This window comes from Pseudoalteromonas sp. Ld19, from assembly GCF_045064135.1.
GTDB lineage: Bacteria > Pseudomonadota > Gammaproteobacteria > Enterobacterales > Alteromonadaceae > Pseudoalteromonas > Pseudoalteromonas aliena.
Genome location: NZ_JBISHA010000018.1, coordinates 192853 through 209388, shown reverse-complemented (window position 1 = coordinate 209388; position 16536 = coordinate 192853). Strand labels below are relative to the sequence as shown.

The 16536-nt window shown below is 38.8% G+C and carries 11 protein-coding genes and 18 tRNA genes; 18 read left to right on the top strand and 11 right to left on the bottom strand.

Annotated elements, in window-relative coordinates; translation table 11 throughout:
- Positions 1-150 precede the first annotated feature (150 nt).
- Complete coding sequence (gloA, locus tag ACJJVZ_RS08755; protein WP_405599800.1) at positions 151-552, top strand: lactoylglutathione lyase; 402 nt, start codon at positions 151-153, stop codon at positions 550-552.
- Positions 553-582: 30 nt separating this feature from the next.
- Here the strand turns inward: gloA and ACJJVZ_RS08750 are convergent, their stop codons facing one another.
- The 6 genes from ACJJVZ_RS08750 to ACJJVZ_RS08725 form a co-directional block, all read right to left on the bottom strand.
- Positions 583-849, bottom strand: coding sequence for a DksA/TraR family C4-type zinc finger protein (locus ACJJVZ_RS08750; protein WP_405599798.1), 267 nt, complete (start codon positions 847-849; stop codon positions 583-585).
- A 498-nt stretch (positions 850-1347) separates the two neighbouring features.
- Positions 1348-1423: transfer RNA gene (locus ACJJVZ_RS08745), tRNA-Glu, on the bottom strand.
- A gap of 86 nt (positions 1424-1509) precedes the next feature.
- Positions 1510-1585, bottom strand: a tRNA-Glu gene (locus ACJJVZ_RS08740).
- Between the two features lie 90 nt (positions 1586-1675).
- Positions 1676-1751: transfer RNA gene (locus ACJJVZ_RS08735), tRNA-Glu, on the bottom strand.
- Positions 1752-1895: 144 nt separating this feature from the next.
- A tRNA-Glu gene (locus ACJJVZ_RS08730) sits at positions 1896-1971 on the bottom strand.
- Positions 1972-2008: 37 nt separating this feature from the next.
- Positions 2009-2084, bottom strand: a tRNA-Ala gene (locus ACJJVZ_RS08725).
- 934 nt (positions 2085-3018) lie between these two features.
- Between ACJJVZ_RS08725 and ACJJVZ_RS08720 the strand changes: the two genes are divergently transcribed.
- The 10 genes from ACJJVZ_RS08720 to ACJJVZ_RS08675 all read left to right on the top strand — a co-directional run bounded on the left by ACJJVZ_RS08720 (position 3019) and on the right by ACJJVZ_RS08675 (position 5496).
- Positions 3019-3094 (top strand) — tRNA-Val (locus ACJJVZ_RS08720).
- Between the two features lie 151 nt (positions 3095-3245).
- Positions 3246-3321, top strand: a tRNA-Val gene (locus ACJJVZ_RS08715).
- Between the two features lie 51 nt (positions 3322-3372).
- A tRNA-Val gene (locus tag ACJJVZ_RS08710) sits at positions 3373-3448 on the top strand.
- 151 nt (positions 3449-3599) lie between these two features.
- Positions 3600-3675, top strand: a tRNA-Val gene (locus ACJJVZ_RS08705).
- Positions 3676-3723: 48 nt separating this feature from the next.
- A tRNA-Val gene (locus ACJJVZ_RS08700) sits at positions 3724-3799 on the top strand.
- 33 nt (positions 3800-3832) lie between these two features.
- A tRNA-Val gene (locus ACJJVZ_RS08695) sits at positions 3833-3908 on the top strand.
- A gap of 33 nt (positions 3909-3941) precedes the next feature.
- A tRNA-Val gene (locus ACJJVZ_RS08690) sits at positions 3942-4017 on the top strand.
- Between the two features lie 33 nt (positions 4018-4050).
- Positions 4051-4126: transfer RNA gene (locus tag ACJJVZ_RS08685), tRNA-Val, on the top strand.
- A 63-nt stretch (positions 4127-4189) separates the two neighbouring features.
- Positions 4190-4265, top strand: a tRNA-Val gene (locus tag ACJJVZ_RS08680).
- A 988-nt stretch (positions 4266-5253) separates the two neighbouring features.
- Positions 5254-5496, top strand: a complete 243-nt coding sequence (locus ACJJVZ_RS08675; RefSeq protein WP_193154435.1) for a hypothetical protein — start codon at positions 5254-5256, stop codon at positions 5494-5496.
- Between the two features lie 4 nt (positions 5497-5500).
- Here ACJJVZ_RS08675 and ACJJVZ_RS08670 read toward each other — a convergent pair whose 3' ends face one another.
- From ACJJVZ_RS08670 to ACJJVZ_RS08650, 5 genes are all read right to left on the bottom strand, one after another.
- A complete protein-coding gene (locus ACJJVZ_RS08670) occupies positions 5501-6526 on the bottom strand; it encodes a hypothetical protein (RefSeq protein ID WP_405599897.1) in 1026 nt (341 codons plus the stop codon).
- Between the two features lie 103 nt (positions 6527-6629).
- Positions 6630-7310 (bottom strand): tRNA (adenine(22)-N(1))-methyltransferase, encoded by a 681-nt coding sequence (locus ACJJVZ_RS08665; protein ID WP_405599795.1) that lies wholly within the window; start codon positions 7308-7310, stop codon positions 6630-6632.
- The gene (locus tag ACJJVZ_RS08660) at positions 7311-8249 is read right to left on the bottom strand and encodes a class I SAM-dependent methyltransferase (protein ID WP_405599793.1); all 939 of its coding nucleotides are present in this window, start codon (positions 8247-8249) and stop codon (positions 7311-7313) included.
- Positions 8250-8251: 2 nt separating this feature from the next.
- Positions 8252-10246 carry an excinuclease ABC subunit UvrB gene (gene uvrB, locus ACJJVZ_RS08655; protein WP_405599791.1) on the bottom strand — a complete coding sequence of 665 codons (1995 nt, stop codon included), beginning with the start codon at positions 10244-10246 and terminating at the stop codon, positions 8252-8254.
- Positions 10243-11622: an MATE family efflux transporter gene (locus ACJJVZ_RS08650; protein ID WP_405599789.1), complete on the bottom strand. Its 1380-nt coding sequence runs from the start codon at positions 11620-11622 to the stop codon at positions 10243-10245. The genes uvrB and ACJJVZ_RS08650 overlap by 4 nt, the downstream gene beginning before the upstream one ends.
- A 1065-nt stretch (positions 11623-12687) precedes the next feature.
- On the opposite strand from ACJJVZ_RS08650, the gene ACJJVZ_RS08645 reads away from it, so the two are divergent.
- The 7 genes from ACJJVZ_RS08645 (at position 12688) to rsxB (ending at position 16535) form a co-directional block, all read left to right on the top strand.
- Positions 12688-12764 (top strand) — tRNA-Asn (locus ACJJVZ_RS08645).
- A gap of 21 nt (positions 12765-12785) precedes the next feature.
- Positions 12786-12862: transfer RNA gene (locus tag ACJJVZ_RS08640), tRNA-Asn, on the top strand.
- 23 nt (positions 12863-12885) lie between these two features.
- Positions 12886-12962: transfer RNA gene (locus tag ACJJVZ_RS08635), tRNA-Asn, on the top strand.
- 26 nt (positions 12963-12988) lie between these two features.
- Positions 12989-13065: transfer RNA gene (locus ACJJVZ_RS08630), tRNA-Asn, on the top strand.
- 135 nt (positions 13066-13200) lie between these two features.
- Positions 13201-15144, top strand: a complete 1944-nt coding sequence (locus ACJJVZ_RS08625; RefSeq protein WP_405599787.1) for an EAL domain-containing protein — start codon at positions 13201-13203, stop codon at positions 15142-15144.
- 253 nt (positions 15145-15397) lie between these two features.
- Positions 15398-15979 carry an electron transport complex subunit RsxA gene (gene rsxA, locus ACJJVZ_RS08620; protein ID WP_008134172.1) on the top strand — a complete coding sequence of 194 codons (582 nt, stop codon included), beginning with the start codon at positions 15398-15400 and terminating at the stop codon, positions 15977-15979.
- A 1-nt stretch (position 15980) separates the two neighbouring features.
- The gene (gene rsxB / locus ACJJVZ_RS08615; protein ID WP_007379057.1) at positions 15981-16535 is read left to right on the top strand and encodes an electron transport complex subunit RsxB; all 555 of its coding nucleotides are present in this window, start codon (positions 15981-15983) and stop codon (positions 16533-16535) included.
- Position 16536: the final 1 nt, after the last annotated feature.

Here is a 16536-nt window from a genome sequence, read left to right as displayed (position 1 = left end):
AGCTCTGTTGATTACTGTATTATAAATAGCCATGCCTTTCTTACCTGTTTAACAAATCTGAAAGAATTTTTTCACAAGCCTACAAATTGGCGTACTGCACCTGTATTATTGAAAGCCTATGCAAATTTAACCACAAGCTAAGGTGCACAAATGCGTTTATTACATACCATGTTACGAGTTGCTGATTTGGACAAATCAATTGCGTTTTATACTCAAATATTGGGCATGAAAGAATTACGTCGCGCAGATAATGAAGAGTATCGTTACACCCTCGCGTTTTTAGGCTATGGGGATGAAAAAGATAACACAGTGCTGGAGCTAACCTACAACTGGGATATGCATAGCTACGACTTAGGCAATGCTTATGGTCATATCGCGATTGAGTTTGACGATATTTATAAAGCCTGTGCAGATATAAAAGCCGCAGGTGGTAATGTTAGCCGGGAGCCTAGCCCTGTAAAAGGTGGCACCACTGAAATAGCCTTTGTTAAAGACCCTGATGGCTATGCTATTGAGCTTATTCAGAAAAAAGAAAACATGAATCGTTTCTAGATTAATATAAAAAGGTGCTCAAGGCACCTTTTAACGTAATTGGCTGTCTTTACTACCACGTCGGTTAACCGTGCTAGCACCTGCTCTTTTGCGCTCAATAGTAGCTTGGCATTGAACACAATAGCGTACGCCAGGTAGTGCTAACCTTCGAGCTTGCGGAATTGCCTCATCACACTTTTCACATAACTCAGCACTCGCGCCTGATATCAAATTACTTCTTGCATATTGTACGGCGTCATTCACTCTTGCATCTATTTGATCTTGAATTGCACCGTCTCGTGCCCACCCACTTGCCATAATGCCCTCTAATAATCACTAAATTTAAGATCATATTAGCAATTAAAAACTTTATTTTTGCTGAATAAACGGATTTTTGGATTTTTGGATTTTTGGATTTTTGGATTTTTGGATTTTTGGATTTTTGGATTTTTGGATTTTTGGATTTTTGGATTTTTGGATTTTTGGATTTTTGGATTTTTGGATTTTTGGATTTTCTTAATAACACTGCACTAACTATTAAAATAGTAATTGTCGTCCCCAAGAGATTGGTACTCCTGATAACGTCGTGCATAGAGAGTTCGGTGTCACACTGCTTTATACATACTTTAAATAGTAAGTGGCGTCCCCAAGAGATTAGTACTCTTGATAACGTCGTGCATAGAGAGTGCGGTGTCACACTGCTTTATACAATACTTAAAATAGTAAGTGGCGTCCCCAAGAGATTAGTACTCTTGATAACGTCGTGCATAGAGAGTGCGGTGTCACACTGCTTTATACAATACTTTAAATAGTAAGTGGCGTCCCCAAGGGGATTCGAACCCCTGTTACCGCCGTGAAAGGGCGGTGTCCTAGGCCTCTAGACGATGGGGACACATAAATGTGTCACTAGGACAACTGAATTTTTAGACTCGTTTCAGGCGAGCTTTTAATAACACTACCCTACTAATAAATAGTAAGTGGCGTCCCCAAGGGGATTCGAACCCCTGTTACCGCCGTGAAAGGGCGGTGTCCTAGGCCTCTAGACGATGGGGACACATAAATGTGTCACTAGGACAACTGAATTTTTAGACTCGTTTCAGGCGAGCTTTCTTAATAACACTACACCTACTATAAAAATAGTAAGTGGCGTCCCCAAGGGGATTCGAACCCCTGTTACCGCCGTGAAAGGGCGGTGTCCTAGGCCTCTAGACGATGGGGACACATAAATGTGTCACTAGGACAGTTGATAAGTTTAACTCACATCATGAGCTTTAAGGTAATTGCGTTTAATACAAGTAAAGACTCGAGCTTTAATTGTGACGCTATTTTCTCGGTAAAACCGCCTTTAACTAATAAAAGTTAAATGGCGTCCCCAAGGGGATTCGAACCCCTGTTACCGCCGTGAAAGGGCGGTGTCCTAGGCCTCTAGACGATGGGGACACAGAAAACTGCTACCCTAGGACAAAACACTAATTTTTGGTGGAGCCATGCGGGATCGAACCGCAGACCTCTTCACTGCCAGCGAAGCGCTCTCCCAGCTGAGCTATGGCCCCAACTTAATCAATACTCGCCATGATAAACACGTCGGGTATCGCTTAGTGCGGGGCGCATTCTATGCACCACCCAAAATAAAGTCAACAGTTTTTTACCTAGCTTTATTTAAATGGTTTAATTTTCAACAAACTGGCTATCAAGCATGCTAAAAAACACAATTTTAATAGGAATCCCCTTTCATTGCTTGTAACTTAACCGCAACTTTAAAACTTTTAGCTAGAACTACTCCACTTTTCTGTTTCACACCCAATCTCTAATGAAGATAAAAGGTATACATTTATATGCAAATTAAATTTATGATGAATTCTAGCCATGTTTATCTTTCAAAAATGAATTTACCGTTGTGCATTTAGTTTTACGCTAAGTAAAGATAGTATGCTTATTTCTATAAGGCTCATTTGGTTATACCCCCCTCGTCGCGATTACATACCCTAGATTGAACAAATTTAATAAACTTGGTCTTTAAAAGACAGCGCTAATTCTGCTAAGTGGTGAAAAATGACCACTTAAATTAATTGTGAGGCAATAAATATTGCACCTGAGAAAACCAACATGCTCCATTTAGAATGGTTTTTAGCTATAACTCATTTTGCTCTAAAGATAAAAACTCGAATCCTGAAAGGTCATCAAGCCCTAACATAAAGCTAATGTGAACAGCGTCTACACTACATTTATTACAAACAGCTTAACTTATTTGAATCCAATGATTAAAACAAACGTAATTTAAGTACAGTGATAATACAATATTGCACTGTTCTCGAACGTTATTTAAACTACAACTTTGGATTTGATGATAAAATAGACTCCAACCCTGCCCCATTGTTTATAAAATCTTCATTCAGCACATTTTTATCATTCAAGTGTTGACACATTTCCAACTCTATCTATAATAGCGCCCCACAACGACGCAGGAATGTGGTGTTGTTTAGATGTGGGTGATTAGCTCAGTTGGGAGAGCATCGCCCTTACAAGGCGAGGGTCACTGGTTCAAGTCCAGTATCACCCACCACTTTTTATTAAGTGTTCATATCTAATATTCTATTTGGGTCGTTAGCTCAGTAGAAAAAAGAGAGCATCACCGCTATTTACAAGTAACGGCGAAGTTCACTGGTTAAAGTCCAGTACTATTTATTTTAATAGTAGCGTTTTAATTTATATATGGGTGATTAGCTCAGTTGGGAGAGCATCGCCCTTACAAGGCGAGGGTCACTGGTTCAAGTCCAGTATCACCCACCATATATAAAAGCTATTATCATATTATATAGTCGCGTTTTAAAATTGTAATATGGGTCGTTAGCTCAGTTGGGAGAGCATCGCCCTTACAAGGCGAGGGTCACTGGTTCAAGTCCAGTACGACCCACCATTCTCAGAATGGTGCATATTACAAAAATCTAAATGGGTGATTAGCTCAGTTAGAAAAAAGAGAGCATCACCGCTATTTACAAGTAACGGCGAGGTTCACTGGTTAAAGTCCAGTACTATTTATTTTAATAGTAGCGTTTTAATTTATATGTGGGTGATTAGCTCAGTTGGGAGAGCATCGCCCTTACAAGGCGAGGGTCACTGGTTCAAGTCCAGTATCACCCACCACATATAAACCTATTATTATATCAATAGTCGCGTTTTAAAATTTAATATGGGTCGTTAGCTCAGTTGGGAGAGCATCGCCCTTACAAGGCGAGGGTCACTGGTTCAAGTCCAGTACGACCCACCACTATTTACAGTGGTGCATATTAAAATGTAATTTGGGTGATTAGCTCAGTTGGGAGAGCATCGCCCTTACAAGGCGAGGGTCACTGGTTCAAGTCCAGTACGACCCACCACTATTTACAGTGGTGCATATTAAAATGTAATTTGGGTGATTAGCTCAGTTGGGAGAGCATCGCCCTTACAAGGCGAGGGTCACTGGTTCAAGTCCAGTACGACCCACCACTATTTACAGTGGTGCATATTAAAATGTAATTTGGGTGATTAGCTCAGTTGGGAGAGCATCGCCCTTACAAGGCGAGGGTCACTGGTTCAAGTCCAGTATCACCCACCAAATTACATATTAAGTGTTTAATTCAAATAAAAGCATTTAATAACAGGCGTACTTATTATATGTGGGTGATTAGCTCAGTTGGGAGAGCATCGCCCTTACAAGGCGAGGGTCACTGGTTCAAGTCCAGTATCACCCACCACATATAAACATTTATAAAAATTCTCCTTGTTAAAATCAATAAATACTCTTTTATAATCACTCTTAATTTTTACATTATAAAATTCTATGTGGGTAATTATCTAAGCTGTAAAAAAAGAGCATCGCCACCATTCACAAATAATGGCGATGGTCACTAGTATCAAGCCAAGTAATCACCCACCACATATAAGCATTTCTAAAAATTCTCCTTGTTAAAATCAATAAATATTCTTTTATAAACAAACACTATGAATTTTTACAGTATAAAATTCTATGTGGGTAATTATCTAAGCTGTAAAAAAAGAGCATCGCCACCATTCACAAATAATGGAGATGGTCACTCGTGAAAGCTCTGTATCACTCACCACATAGATCATTAAAAATATTTTTATTAAACTCCGACAGATCCAACTTTAAATTTATAAATCTTTTTTAACTATACTAATTCGCTTAATTAAGTGCGCTATTTTGAGATAAGAAAGCATTGTCGATAACAATCCAAAATTTCACTACTTAATTATTCTCAGCAATTGTTTCTGCATGGACCTACTTTCTAATCCACCCAATCGCATAGCAGAAGTTTTTAGCTCTGTTATCGTCAGGTTTAATACCAATCTGCTTATATATGGGGTCTATTTAACGTTAAGAAAATTACGCTAGAACTAGGCAAAAATTTTTGTATCTAGTTATTCTAAATAAAAAATTTTTAACGACGTTATAGTGCAATTTAATTCGTTAAATTGATCAAAGATTTATGCAGTTTGGTATAAGCCCTCAAATTGATAAAACATTGATGCGGACCGGTATTAAGCTACTGCTTGCTTGATTAATTAGATCAAACCAATGCTATAAAAGTTAAATAACTGCCAAAGATAGACTCCCTACCCAAGATTCACATTAGCCATACAAATTAAGTTACAATTGTCAGCTTTATCAAAAGCACTTAAAGGTTATACTTAAATCATTAACGAATAATAAGGAATGAGGTTATGTCTGGAACTACGATGGTTGTACTGATTGTACTGATTTCAGTTGGCTCAGGAGTACTTTATGATATGTATAAAAAGCATCTTGAGTTTAAGCATAAAATGCAAAACAACAACAGCGATGCCCATAAACAACTCGCTGAAACAAACGCACAAGTGCTTGCATTAAAAGAGCGTGTACAAACACTTGAGGCCATTGTTACTGATTCAAGCTTTAGCGTTAAAGATGAAATTAATAAGCTTTAAGTTGTTATAAATAATCAGGATATAAGTGCGCGTTTTCTGGCTGCTCTATGCCGTGAGCAGCTAAAAATCCGCCAATAGCTTGCCCGCAGCCTTGTGGTGCTCGCCCACTGTCTATTTCAAAATTTAATTGATTAGCGTGTTGCTTACCCATAGAGCAAAGCCCGACCGTACTTGGTGAGCGCATTGCAATACTTAGCTTACCAATTTGTGCTACTGCCACATTTTTACTAAAACGTGTAAATCCTTGGTATTTGAATTGCTCGCTGACATAATCATTACTCGTATTTACTAAAGCAGAAATAAAACCATGTAAAAAGCTGTTAGCTGATGCATCGCTTGTTAAAAAAGCCAACGTTTTGTTATTAAACTCACTTAATTGGCAATTACTGCATTGCAACTCAACAGTAAACAAGTGCTGTTCGGCTGTAATTGCTTGATGACTTTTAAGCTCAATGGCTGCATCCGCAAATACAACACGCTTAATAATATTATTAATGCTGACTTCATTGCTGTTTGCAATAACTAACTCAGGGTTTTGCGCCATTACCGGTAAGTCGTGATGATTATTAAAAGGCGTGCTTATTGAACCATCTTGAATAAGCTGAAATAGCTCTCGTACTTCGTGTTCACGTGCTATTTTTAGTGCTAAAAATGCAGTTTGAATAAGCTCAGAAGTCGGTAAGTTTTCTTCTACAATCCAGCGTCTACCAAATAAAAGTTTTTTGGCTTTACTTTCGCTATGAGAATCATTTTTTTGATAATTGTCAGGGCTGAGAACAGCTACTTGCAGATAAATTTCTTCACCTTTTTGTGCAGCAAGCACTCTAAAATGAGCTGAAAACTCAATACTCTCGAGCACTTTATTCACGCTATTTAACGTATGTTTGTAGCGTAAAAAATGCTGGGGAACTACCCAGCTATTATTAGCTAATTGCACAAGCGGTGCGTAAGAGATTGGCTGCTCATAGCTGTGTTGCCATTTTTGGTCGTTACTAAATAACGTATTAAGGTGACTATTTTTATCTGACATAAATAAACCAAATAAACCTGCACTAGGCAAGATATTAACTGTAACCATATTACGTCTTCAATGTCGTAATTAGATCACACGTGCGCCTCAATTTTAGGCTTTTTTAACTATCGATGAGTCCTTGATAGTCTGTTATAACTTTTTGATAGTAAAGAGCATCTTTATTAAGCATTTTAGTATAATGATTTAGCAACTGCTGCTTGTAGGCTTTATGCACTGCGTTATCATATTGCCACATCATATCACCCGTTTTGCTAAGTGTAGTGTTGCTATTAAAACTAACTTCAATTACTTCGTAAAAACGCTTGTTATCTACAATTATTTGCTCGCTAAGCAAGCCTAACCCTAATAAATCAAGACCCGTTCTTAATGTATAAGTATGCTGTACCGGGCATAAAATAAAACGTACGTTTTGTATTATGTGCATACTATTATTAGCCACTACTTGCTGCATAAGCTTTAGCAGTAACTCACCACCGACACCTGCAATAACAACAACTTGCTTAGTATCACTGGTTAATTTGATAGTACCTACATCTTTGCACAACACTTGCCATTGATCGTTGTTTGAATGCATGCTTTGAGCACTACTTACTCTTAAAAGTAGTAACTCTAAATTTGCCATTAAATCAGGCACTATATCAACAAAAACGACTTTATTAGCTGCGTTTCGTTTTAGTAGCGCTAAGCCCAAATAACCATGATCGCAACAGCAATCCCAAATTATATCTTCAGGCTCGGTAATTAACGCATCTATAGCCGCTAAACGTTTGCTCAGTTTCATTTAAGCAGGTGTTTGTGACGTTTTATAGACAAGCGCCTTTAAACTTCTGTCGCTGTCCACTTCAATAAAGCGTGCTGTTGGGGCAAGGCGCTCAACAAATTCAATTGCGCCTTGGGTGTGCTCGTTTATTAACGCTTTAAACGCGTCTTCGCTCAGCTCTGGACTATTTGCACACAACAGCAGTTTTGTTGTATCGCAAAGTAGCTCTGGCAACCTGCGCAGTACTTTTTGATAGTCTTTCGTTAAAATAAAGCTGCCTTTTTGAAAGCTTGGCGGATCAACAATAATTAAGTCAAACGGGGCCGCTTTTTTTAATTTTCCAAACGACTTTAAAATATCATGTGGTAAAAAACTGACGCCTTTGTCAAAACCATTTAATTGATGGTTTTGCTTACCAACCTTAAGTACGCCTTTACTCATGTCCATATTCATTACATGGTCTGCACCACCTTGCATGGCCGCAAGCGAAAACCCACACGTATACGAAAACAAATTAAGCACTTTGCCATGCTTACTGTTCGCCATTACAAATTCACGGCCACTGCGCATATCGGGAAATATTCCGGTATTTTGACGGCTTTGTAAATCCACTAAAAAACGAATGCCGTTTTCGGTTACAACATGTTGGCTCAGCAATTGCCCGTAAACCACGGTGTTTTGGCTTTGCACGCCAGCACGTTGCTGATAAACAAGTGACGTAATAAGCTCTGGCTGGTTTTTTTGCGCCCATTGCCACACAGCATCAGTGAGCTCACTTAGTGTTTGCTCATCAATTTCGTCGTACGAGACCAAAAATAAACTGGGCGGATAAAAGTCTAAATTAATGTGGCTTAGCGCTTCGACGCTGTGGCCTCGGCCATGAAAAACACGACATAGTTCATTTTTTAAAATTGGCGCGTCTTCAAGCGCAGTAATAATAGGTGTAAAGTTTGCTGTCATTGTTAATTAATCAACTGTTGTTGTAGTTCATGTATTTCGTCGCGAACGGAGCCCGCTTTTTCAAATTCTAAATCGCTTGCGTATGCATGCATTTTGGTTTCAAGCTGCTTAATTTGTACTGAAATTTCTTTCGCACTAAGTACCTTTTTAGAGTCTTTACGAACAAGTTTAAGGTTATCTTTAGGCCCAGCGTCTTCGCCTATATCCATCGCATCAAGAATCTTTTTGGCTAACGAATGCGGTTCAATACCGTGTTCAATATTATAAGCATGCTGAATTTCGCGTCTGCGCGCTGTTTCGTCCATGGCCTTAGCCATCGATTTTGTAATTTTATCACCGTATAAAATTGCGCGACCATCTAAGTGACGAGCAGCACGACCAATGGTTTGAATAATTGAACGTGCAGAGCGTAAAAAGCCTTCTTTGTCTGCATCAAGTATCGCTACTAGCGCCACTTCTGGCATATCCAGGCCCTCTCGAAGTAAGTTAATACCCACCAACACATCAAATACTCCCGCACGTAAATCGCGAATAATTTCGACTCGTTCAACCGTATCAATGTCAGAATGCAAGTAACGTACTTTTACACCATGCTCACTTAAATAGTCGGTTAAATCCTCCGACATACGCTTGGTTAATGTGGTGACCAGTACCCGCTCGCGCTTCTCCACACTTTTATAAATTTCTGATAGGAGGTCATCAACCTGATCCCCCACTGGGCGTACTTCTATGAGTGGATCAAGCAAACCTGTAGGTCGAATTACTTGCTCTGCTATTTCACCTACGCAGCGCTCTAATTCAAAGTCGCCTGGCGTTGCAGATACATAAATAGTTTGTGGTGCTATGGCTTCAAACTCTTCAAAACGTAGCGGTCTGTTATCCATTGCTGAGGGCATTCTAAAACCATATTCAACAAGGTTTTCTTTACGGCTTCTGTCGCCTTTATACATAGCGCCAATTTGCGATACGGTTACGTGCGATTCATCAATAATCATTAATGCGTCGTCTGGTAAGTAATCAAGTAATGTTGGCGGCGGATCGCCAGGCGTACGACCTGATAAATAACGGCTGTAGTTTTCTATACCAGAGCAGTAACCTAGCTCCCGCATCATTTCTATATCGTATTGCGTACGCTGTGTTACGCGTTGCTCTTCTACTAATTTATTGGCACTGAGTAACTGAGCTCGTCGCTCTTTGAGTTCTTCTTGTATTTTATCGATAGCACCGAGTATTTTTTCACGCGGGGTAACATAGTGTGTTTTTGGATAAATAGTGGTGCGTATTATATGCTTTTCGACAGCGCCAGTGAGCGGATCAAAAATGCTCAAGCGCTCTATTTCATCATCAAACATTTCTACTCGAACAGCAAATGTGTCTGATTCTGCAGGGAATATGTCGACCACTTCGCCACGTACACGGTATGTACCTCGGCTAAAATCTATGTCGTTGCGGGTATATTGTATTTCGGCAAGACGGCGCAGCATGTCGCGTTGATCTACTTTTTCACCTACTTTTAAAAGCAGCATCATTTTCATGTATGACTTAGGGTCACCCAGACCATAAATAGCCGATACCGATGCCACAATAATAGTATCACGGCGCTCAAGCAGCGCTTTGGTGGCACTTAAACGCATTTGCTCTATGTGCTCGTTAATAGACGCGTCTTTTTCAATGAATGTATCGCTTGACACAACGTACGCTTCTGGTTGGTAGTAATCGTAATACGATACAAAATATTCAACGGCGTTTTTAGGAAAAAATTCTTTCATCTCACCGTATAACTGTGCGGCTAGTGTTTTATTATGCGCCATTATTATTGTCGGACGATTTAGGTCGTTAATAATATTAGCCATAGTAAAGGTTTTACCTGTACCTGTAGCACCGAGTAAAGTTTGGTGCGCAAGTCCAGCTTCTAATCCCTCGCACAGCTGTTTAATAGCCGTGGGCTGATCGCCCGCTGGCTTAAAGTGTGATTTTAGTTGAAAATGATCGCTCAATTAGTGCACTCCTTTAACGATTGACGGCTCAAAGCTTCAAGCTCTTTTACAAACCACTTATAAGATACTAATGCGGTAAATAAATTACCCAACGCGGCACCAATAAATAGGCCAGTTAAACCAGCAAGTTCATTGCCTATATAAGCAAATGGTAAGTAGAAAACGAATAAACGAATAGCACTTAAAAATAATGCATTCATTGGTTTGTGTAATGCATTAAACGAAGAATTAGATAATATGATCACTCCTTGCAAGCCATAGCTTAATGGAATGGTATAGATAAAGAGTTTTATAACATCTATAACCGCTTGCTCTTTACCAAACATTTGGCTAATAAAGCCAGAAAGGGCAATTAAGATAATATAAATGACGAATTGCCAAATCATTACAAACTTTAAAGTACCAATGTAGGCCTCTTTTACTCTGCATAAGTTACCTGCCCCAAAGTTCTGGCTCACAAACGGCGGGAGTGTCATCGACAAAGCAAGTACAAGGATACTGGCTATAGACTCAATTCTGCTGCCAACACCAAATGCAGCAACGGCTTCTGGACCATGATGAGCAACCATAGCAGTCATTACAGCCATTGCAACTGGGGTCAACATGTTTGCCCCTGCGGCAGGTAAACCTATTTTTAACATTTTACGAATAGCGCCGATCACTGTTTGAGAACCTGCTTTTAAACTCAACAATCGTTTTTTTACTATCAGTACATATAAAATAATAACGACAGCAACTCCCCATGCAATTACACTCGCAATGGCCGCGCCTTGGATACCCATTGCTGGAATAGGCCCAAATCCAAAAATAAGAAGGGGATCGAGTACTGCGTTTATAAGCCCTGCTCCGCCCATCACAATACTTGGCGTTTTAGTATCGCCACTGGCACGTAATACCGAATTACCAATCATTGGCGTAATTAAAAATACACTACCAATAAACCACACATTCATGTATTCATGTATTAAAGGAAGTACTTGCTGGCCTGCGCCTAATAACGTAAAAATGGGATCGATTAGCAAATACCCAATAAACGATAAAATAAGCACTAAAACAAACGCCACAAGTATAGAAATACTTGCATCAAAGCGCGCTTCATCTATTTTATTACTGCCAAGCGCTTTACCGATTACCGCAGAGGTGCCTATCCCTAATCCAATTGCCAAACTAATAACCGTAAACGTAACAGGAAACGTAAAGCTCACGGCAGCAAGTGGGTCTGTACCTAATAAACTAATAAAGAATGTATCAACAATATTAAACATCATCAAAGTGATCATGCCAAAAATCATCGGAATGGTCATTTTCTTTAGTGTTGCAGGAATTGGATCGTTTAGTAAATCAGGGCGAGTCTGAGTTTTTGAAATTGCGCGCATGGTATAAATTAGCCTCTTTTACTGAGCTGATCATTTTAAAGCATCAAGGCAATTCAAGCCACGGATTTATCAATAGATTTGTAGTAGCCGCTTAAGTAAGGATTTTAAAAAAGAGTTAATGTGGATTTTTACGTATTTTTGTTAAAATAGAGCCTTAACAGCCTAAAAAACAATTAAAACACATTTTCGTTACTTTTATTACAAACAACCACTTATTACTGATGCTTTTTCGCACAAAGCAATGCTTTGATTTATCGTGACGAATAATTTCTTTCATCAGGTTCCCTGATACAAACCAAAAAGATTAACCTATTGTTTTTTATAGATATAAAAATAATGATTTAAAAGCTTGAAATCGGTGTAGCACCCTACAGCTCTAGTGCCGCTAATGTTCTTCAGGTTTCATAAACAGAGTTATCCACAGAAACCGTGGATAACTCATTCAAAGCCGCATTTATAAAGGCTTTCACAGAACCAAACTCTTTAGTTAGTCTTTACCAACATCAGATGTTCTATTAATGCCATTTTTACAATTTCAACAAAAAAACACATTCACTAGTAAAACCGTCTCTATTATCACTTGTGTTAGGCTAAATAAATTTTGTATAAGTATACCGCAAGTTATTGATTGTATTATTTTTGAACTATTTATTCGCTATCTTTAACGTGCGTATAAAATGAGAACTGTTTTACGTAAAAATTAATTTATTTTAAATTGTACTTAAAACCAGATTTACAAAAACCTGCTCATTTAAAAAGAACAAAGACTATTTTTATAAAAAGAATGAAACCTTCTTTTTATGTTTTTTAGCTGACTTTCGTTAACTAAGTACTTAAAAACTGTATTTTATTTACTCAATGAACACTATAAATTAAATAAAAAAACAATTTACATCGTGTTCTAGCACCTAAAATTTCTGGAAAAAAACCTAAATAAAGCCAGAAAACACGCAGATTGAGTATAAAAACAACGAATAAACCTCTTTTTTCAATTTATGATCTTTTATATGTTGACAGTTTGCGGTGAGGTCATTAATATTTCGCCCCGTTGAAAGGCAAGACGCTTCCCCCTTAGCTCAGTTGGTTAGAGCGACGGACTGTTAATCCGCAGGTCCCCCGTTCGAGTCGGGGAGGGGGAGCCAAGTTTTTCAACCATAAACGATTCCCCCTTAGCTCAGTTGGTTAGAGCGACGGACTGTTAATCCGCAGGTCCCCCGTTCGAGTCGGGGAGGGGGAGCCAAGTTTATGATTATGATATGTAGTTCCCCCTTAGCTCAGTTGGTTAGAGCGACGGACTGTTAATCCGCAGGTCCCCCGTTCGAGTCGGGGAGGGGGAGCCAAATCATAATAACAGCACTACTTTAGTTCCCCCTTAGCTCAGTTGGTTAGAGCGACGGACTGTTAATCCGCAGGTCCCCCGTTCGAGTCGGGGAGGGGGAGCCAATTCTAATAATTCATAGACATTCCTCTTAAATTACACTACCATAAACGCCATAACTAAAGCATGATTGAATGCATTAAACTTAGTTTATTAATCTAATATTTGATCCCTTCCCTTTCGAATTAAAAGACTTAAAAATGGCCGGCTTTAAAAAACTTATTCTTATACAACTTATCTCTTGGCTATTATGCGTAGTTGCAGGAACTTACTTTATATCCGCTCAGTTTGATAGCGCAGTAAGCGACGCACAAATAAATGCGCAAAATACAATAACGAAATATATTGATAATTCTTCTTTTAATGACGAAGCCGCCCAAAATTTAAAAAACGCGCTTGCCGATGGTAAAACATTCTCACGCTTTACGTTAAGAGACTTCCAAGGGGCTGAAGTATTTACTATAAACTCCCCTGCTCGCCTCCCTGTGTTTGCTCAGTTTATAGAGTCTGTTTTTAATTCTGTACGACCACAGTTTGCAGTTAATACCGCAGCCGATATTAAAGTTGAATTTACAATTAATATTCAGCATCTTGGCGAACAACTGCAAACATCGTTTTTTATTGTGTTTTTTATGTCTGCTATTTTAGTCATTATTCCTGTTATTTTAATGAAATCTATTTTTTATCGTTTGAATAGAAATATCAGTATGACTATTGCCGATGTCATCGATATTTATATCAACCAAAACCAAGCAAGTAACGATTTAAAAATTGCATTAGACGGCTCTAAATTGCAAAAGCTAGGTAAAGATCTCGTGCCGAGCTTTAACCGTTTGTCCTACTTTTTAAAGTCAAAAAATGACGACATTCAAAATGCTGCATTAAGTATTAAACAAGAAGCGTATAAAGATGTAATTACGGCACTTGGCAACCGCAATATGTTTGTTGAGTATTACGAAAAAAATATTGAAAACGTAGAACAAAGTACATTCGGATCACTCGCAATGATCCGCTGTAGCGAACTGCAAATTATAAATCAAACACGTGGCTACCAAAAAGGCGACGAATACGTCAAAGCTGTTGCAGATATAGTTAAACACATAAGTGGCACTTATACAGGCAGCCAAGTGTTTCGATTAAATAGTTCTGATTTTGCTGTCGTACTGCCTCATGTGCCTTTGAAAGAAGCTGAGCGCTTTGGCGAAAACTTACAGTCTCGTTTTACGCAGTATCAACAAAACCAAGAACTAAGCTCAGTAGCTAACACGGGAATTGTGGGTTACGAAAAAGGCAAACCGTTAGGCGAGCTGCTTTCGATTGTTGATAACGCCATGAGTATGGCGCAATCAAAACAAGTAAATGCATGGCACGTTCAACGCGAAACCGACTTAATTAACAATGCAAGTGCAGGTTTTGGTAATCAAAACTGGCGTAAAGTAATTAACGAAGTTATTGAATCCAAGCGCGTTCATTTAGTTATGCAAAACATTATGCCTTTAGGTAAAAACAGTAAAGCCTATGCCGAAATTCAAGTTCGCTTTAAAACCGAAGAAAACCAAACGCTTCCTACCGCTTCGTTTTTAGCAATGGCCGAAAAGCTTGATATGGCCATAGATATAGATAAGTTAATTATTGATTCTTCACTTGAGAAAATAAAAACTCGCAACCTTTCTGAAAAAAACTTTGGGCTGAATGTAACCGCCTCAAGTGCGCATAATGATCAATTTGTCATTTGGTTAGAGCGACGCTTGCTAAAAGATACGCACATTGCGTCAAAACTTATTTTTGAAGTGAGTGAATTTGGTTTACAACAAAATATTAAAGCCAGTAAACGCTTTATTGATATGGTACATCGAGTTGGTGCTCGTATTACTGTTGAACGCTTTGGTGTTGGTTTAACCTCATTTAAATTTTTCCGTGATTTAAAGCCTGACTTTATTAAAATGGATGCAAGCTACACTCGTGGTTTAGAAGATGACAAAAACAATCAATACTTTATGCGACTTATGGTCGACTTAGCACACAGAATAGGTGTTAGCGTGTTTGCAGAAGGTGTTGAAAGTCAAGAAGAAAAGCATATTGTTGAGACTCTTCTTTTAGATGGTGTACAAGGCTATTACATAGAAAAACCTAAAGATATGTAACGGCCACCTCCCAAACACTTATCCCCCTACTTTTTTAGTTTTAAAGTATATATTAGTGTGATCGTTTTTTATAAATTTGTACTATTAAAGTCATAATTTTAAAGTAAAGATCACATACAAATCACAGTATTTTTACACCTTTGTTGTTACCCCTTAAATTAATATCGTTTATTTAAATGATAATCACTGCATATGTTGTTAATCACATCAGAAAAAAGGATAATACCTCTGATTTTAATAGCGCGAGGCTCGTATGACTGAATATGTCTTGTTATTGATTGGTACTGTTCTGGTTAATAACTTTGTATTAGTACAATTTTTAGGCTTATGTCCTTTTATGGGCGTATCAGGGAAACTTGATACGGCTATTGGTATGTCTTTGGCGACTACTTTTGTGCTTACGCTCGCCTCTGTTACCAGCTATTTAGTAAATCAGTATATTTTAATCCCACTCGACATCGAGTTTTTGCGCACAATGAGCTTTATTTTAGTGATTGCCGTTGTGGTGCAATTTACCGAAATGGTGGTACGTAAAACGAGCCCAACTCTGTATCGCTTATTAGGAATATTTTTACCGCTAATAACCACTAACTGTGCTGTATTAGGTGTCGCCTTATTAAATATCAAAGAAGATCACTCATTTTTACAATCGGCAGTGTATGGTTTTGGCGCTGCGGTTGGCTTTTCGTTGGTGCTGGTATTATTTGCAGCATTACGTGAGCGTTTAGCAGCAGCTGACGTACCCACCCCTTTTAAAGGCGCCTCTATTGCCATGATAACCGCAGGCTTAATGTCGATGGCGTTTATGGGCTTTACCGGATTAGTGAAATTTTAATATGACCTTGTTTTATGCCTTAATTGCGCTTGGCTCACTAGCGCTGGTTTTTGGGTTGATTTTAGGATTTGCTGCGATACGATTTCGCGTAGAGAGCAATCCCATTGTTGAGCAAATAGACACCATTTTACCGCAAACCCAGTGCGGACAATGTGGCTACCCTGGTTGTCGTCCCTATGCAGAAGCAATTGCAAATGGTGATGAAATAAATAAATGCCCACCTGGCGGCGAAGCAACCATGAAAAAGCTTGCAGGCTTAATGGGTGTTGATGAAAAACCACTTGCCGGCGGCGAACAAGCAGAGCCAATAAAAACAGTAGCCTACATTCGCGAAGACGAATGTATTGGCTGTACTAAGTGTATTCAGGCTTGCCCTGTTGACGCTATTTTAGGCGCTACTCGCCAAATGCACACGGTATTAATTGATGAATGTACCGGCTGCGATTTATGTGTTGAGCCCTGCCCTGTAGATTGCATTGATATGCTGCCTGTAGCCGAAACTAAACAAAACTGGAAATGGCAGCTAGATGCTATTCCAGTTACACAAATAGATTAGA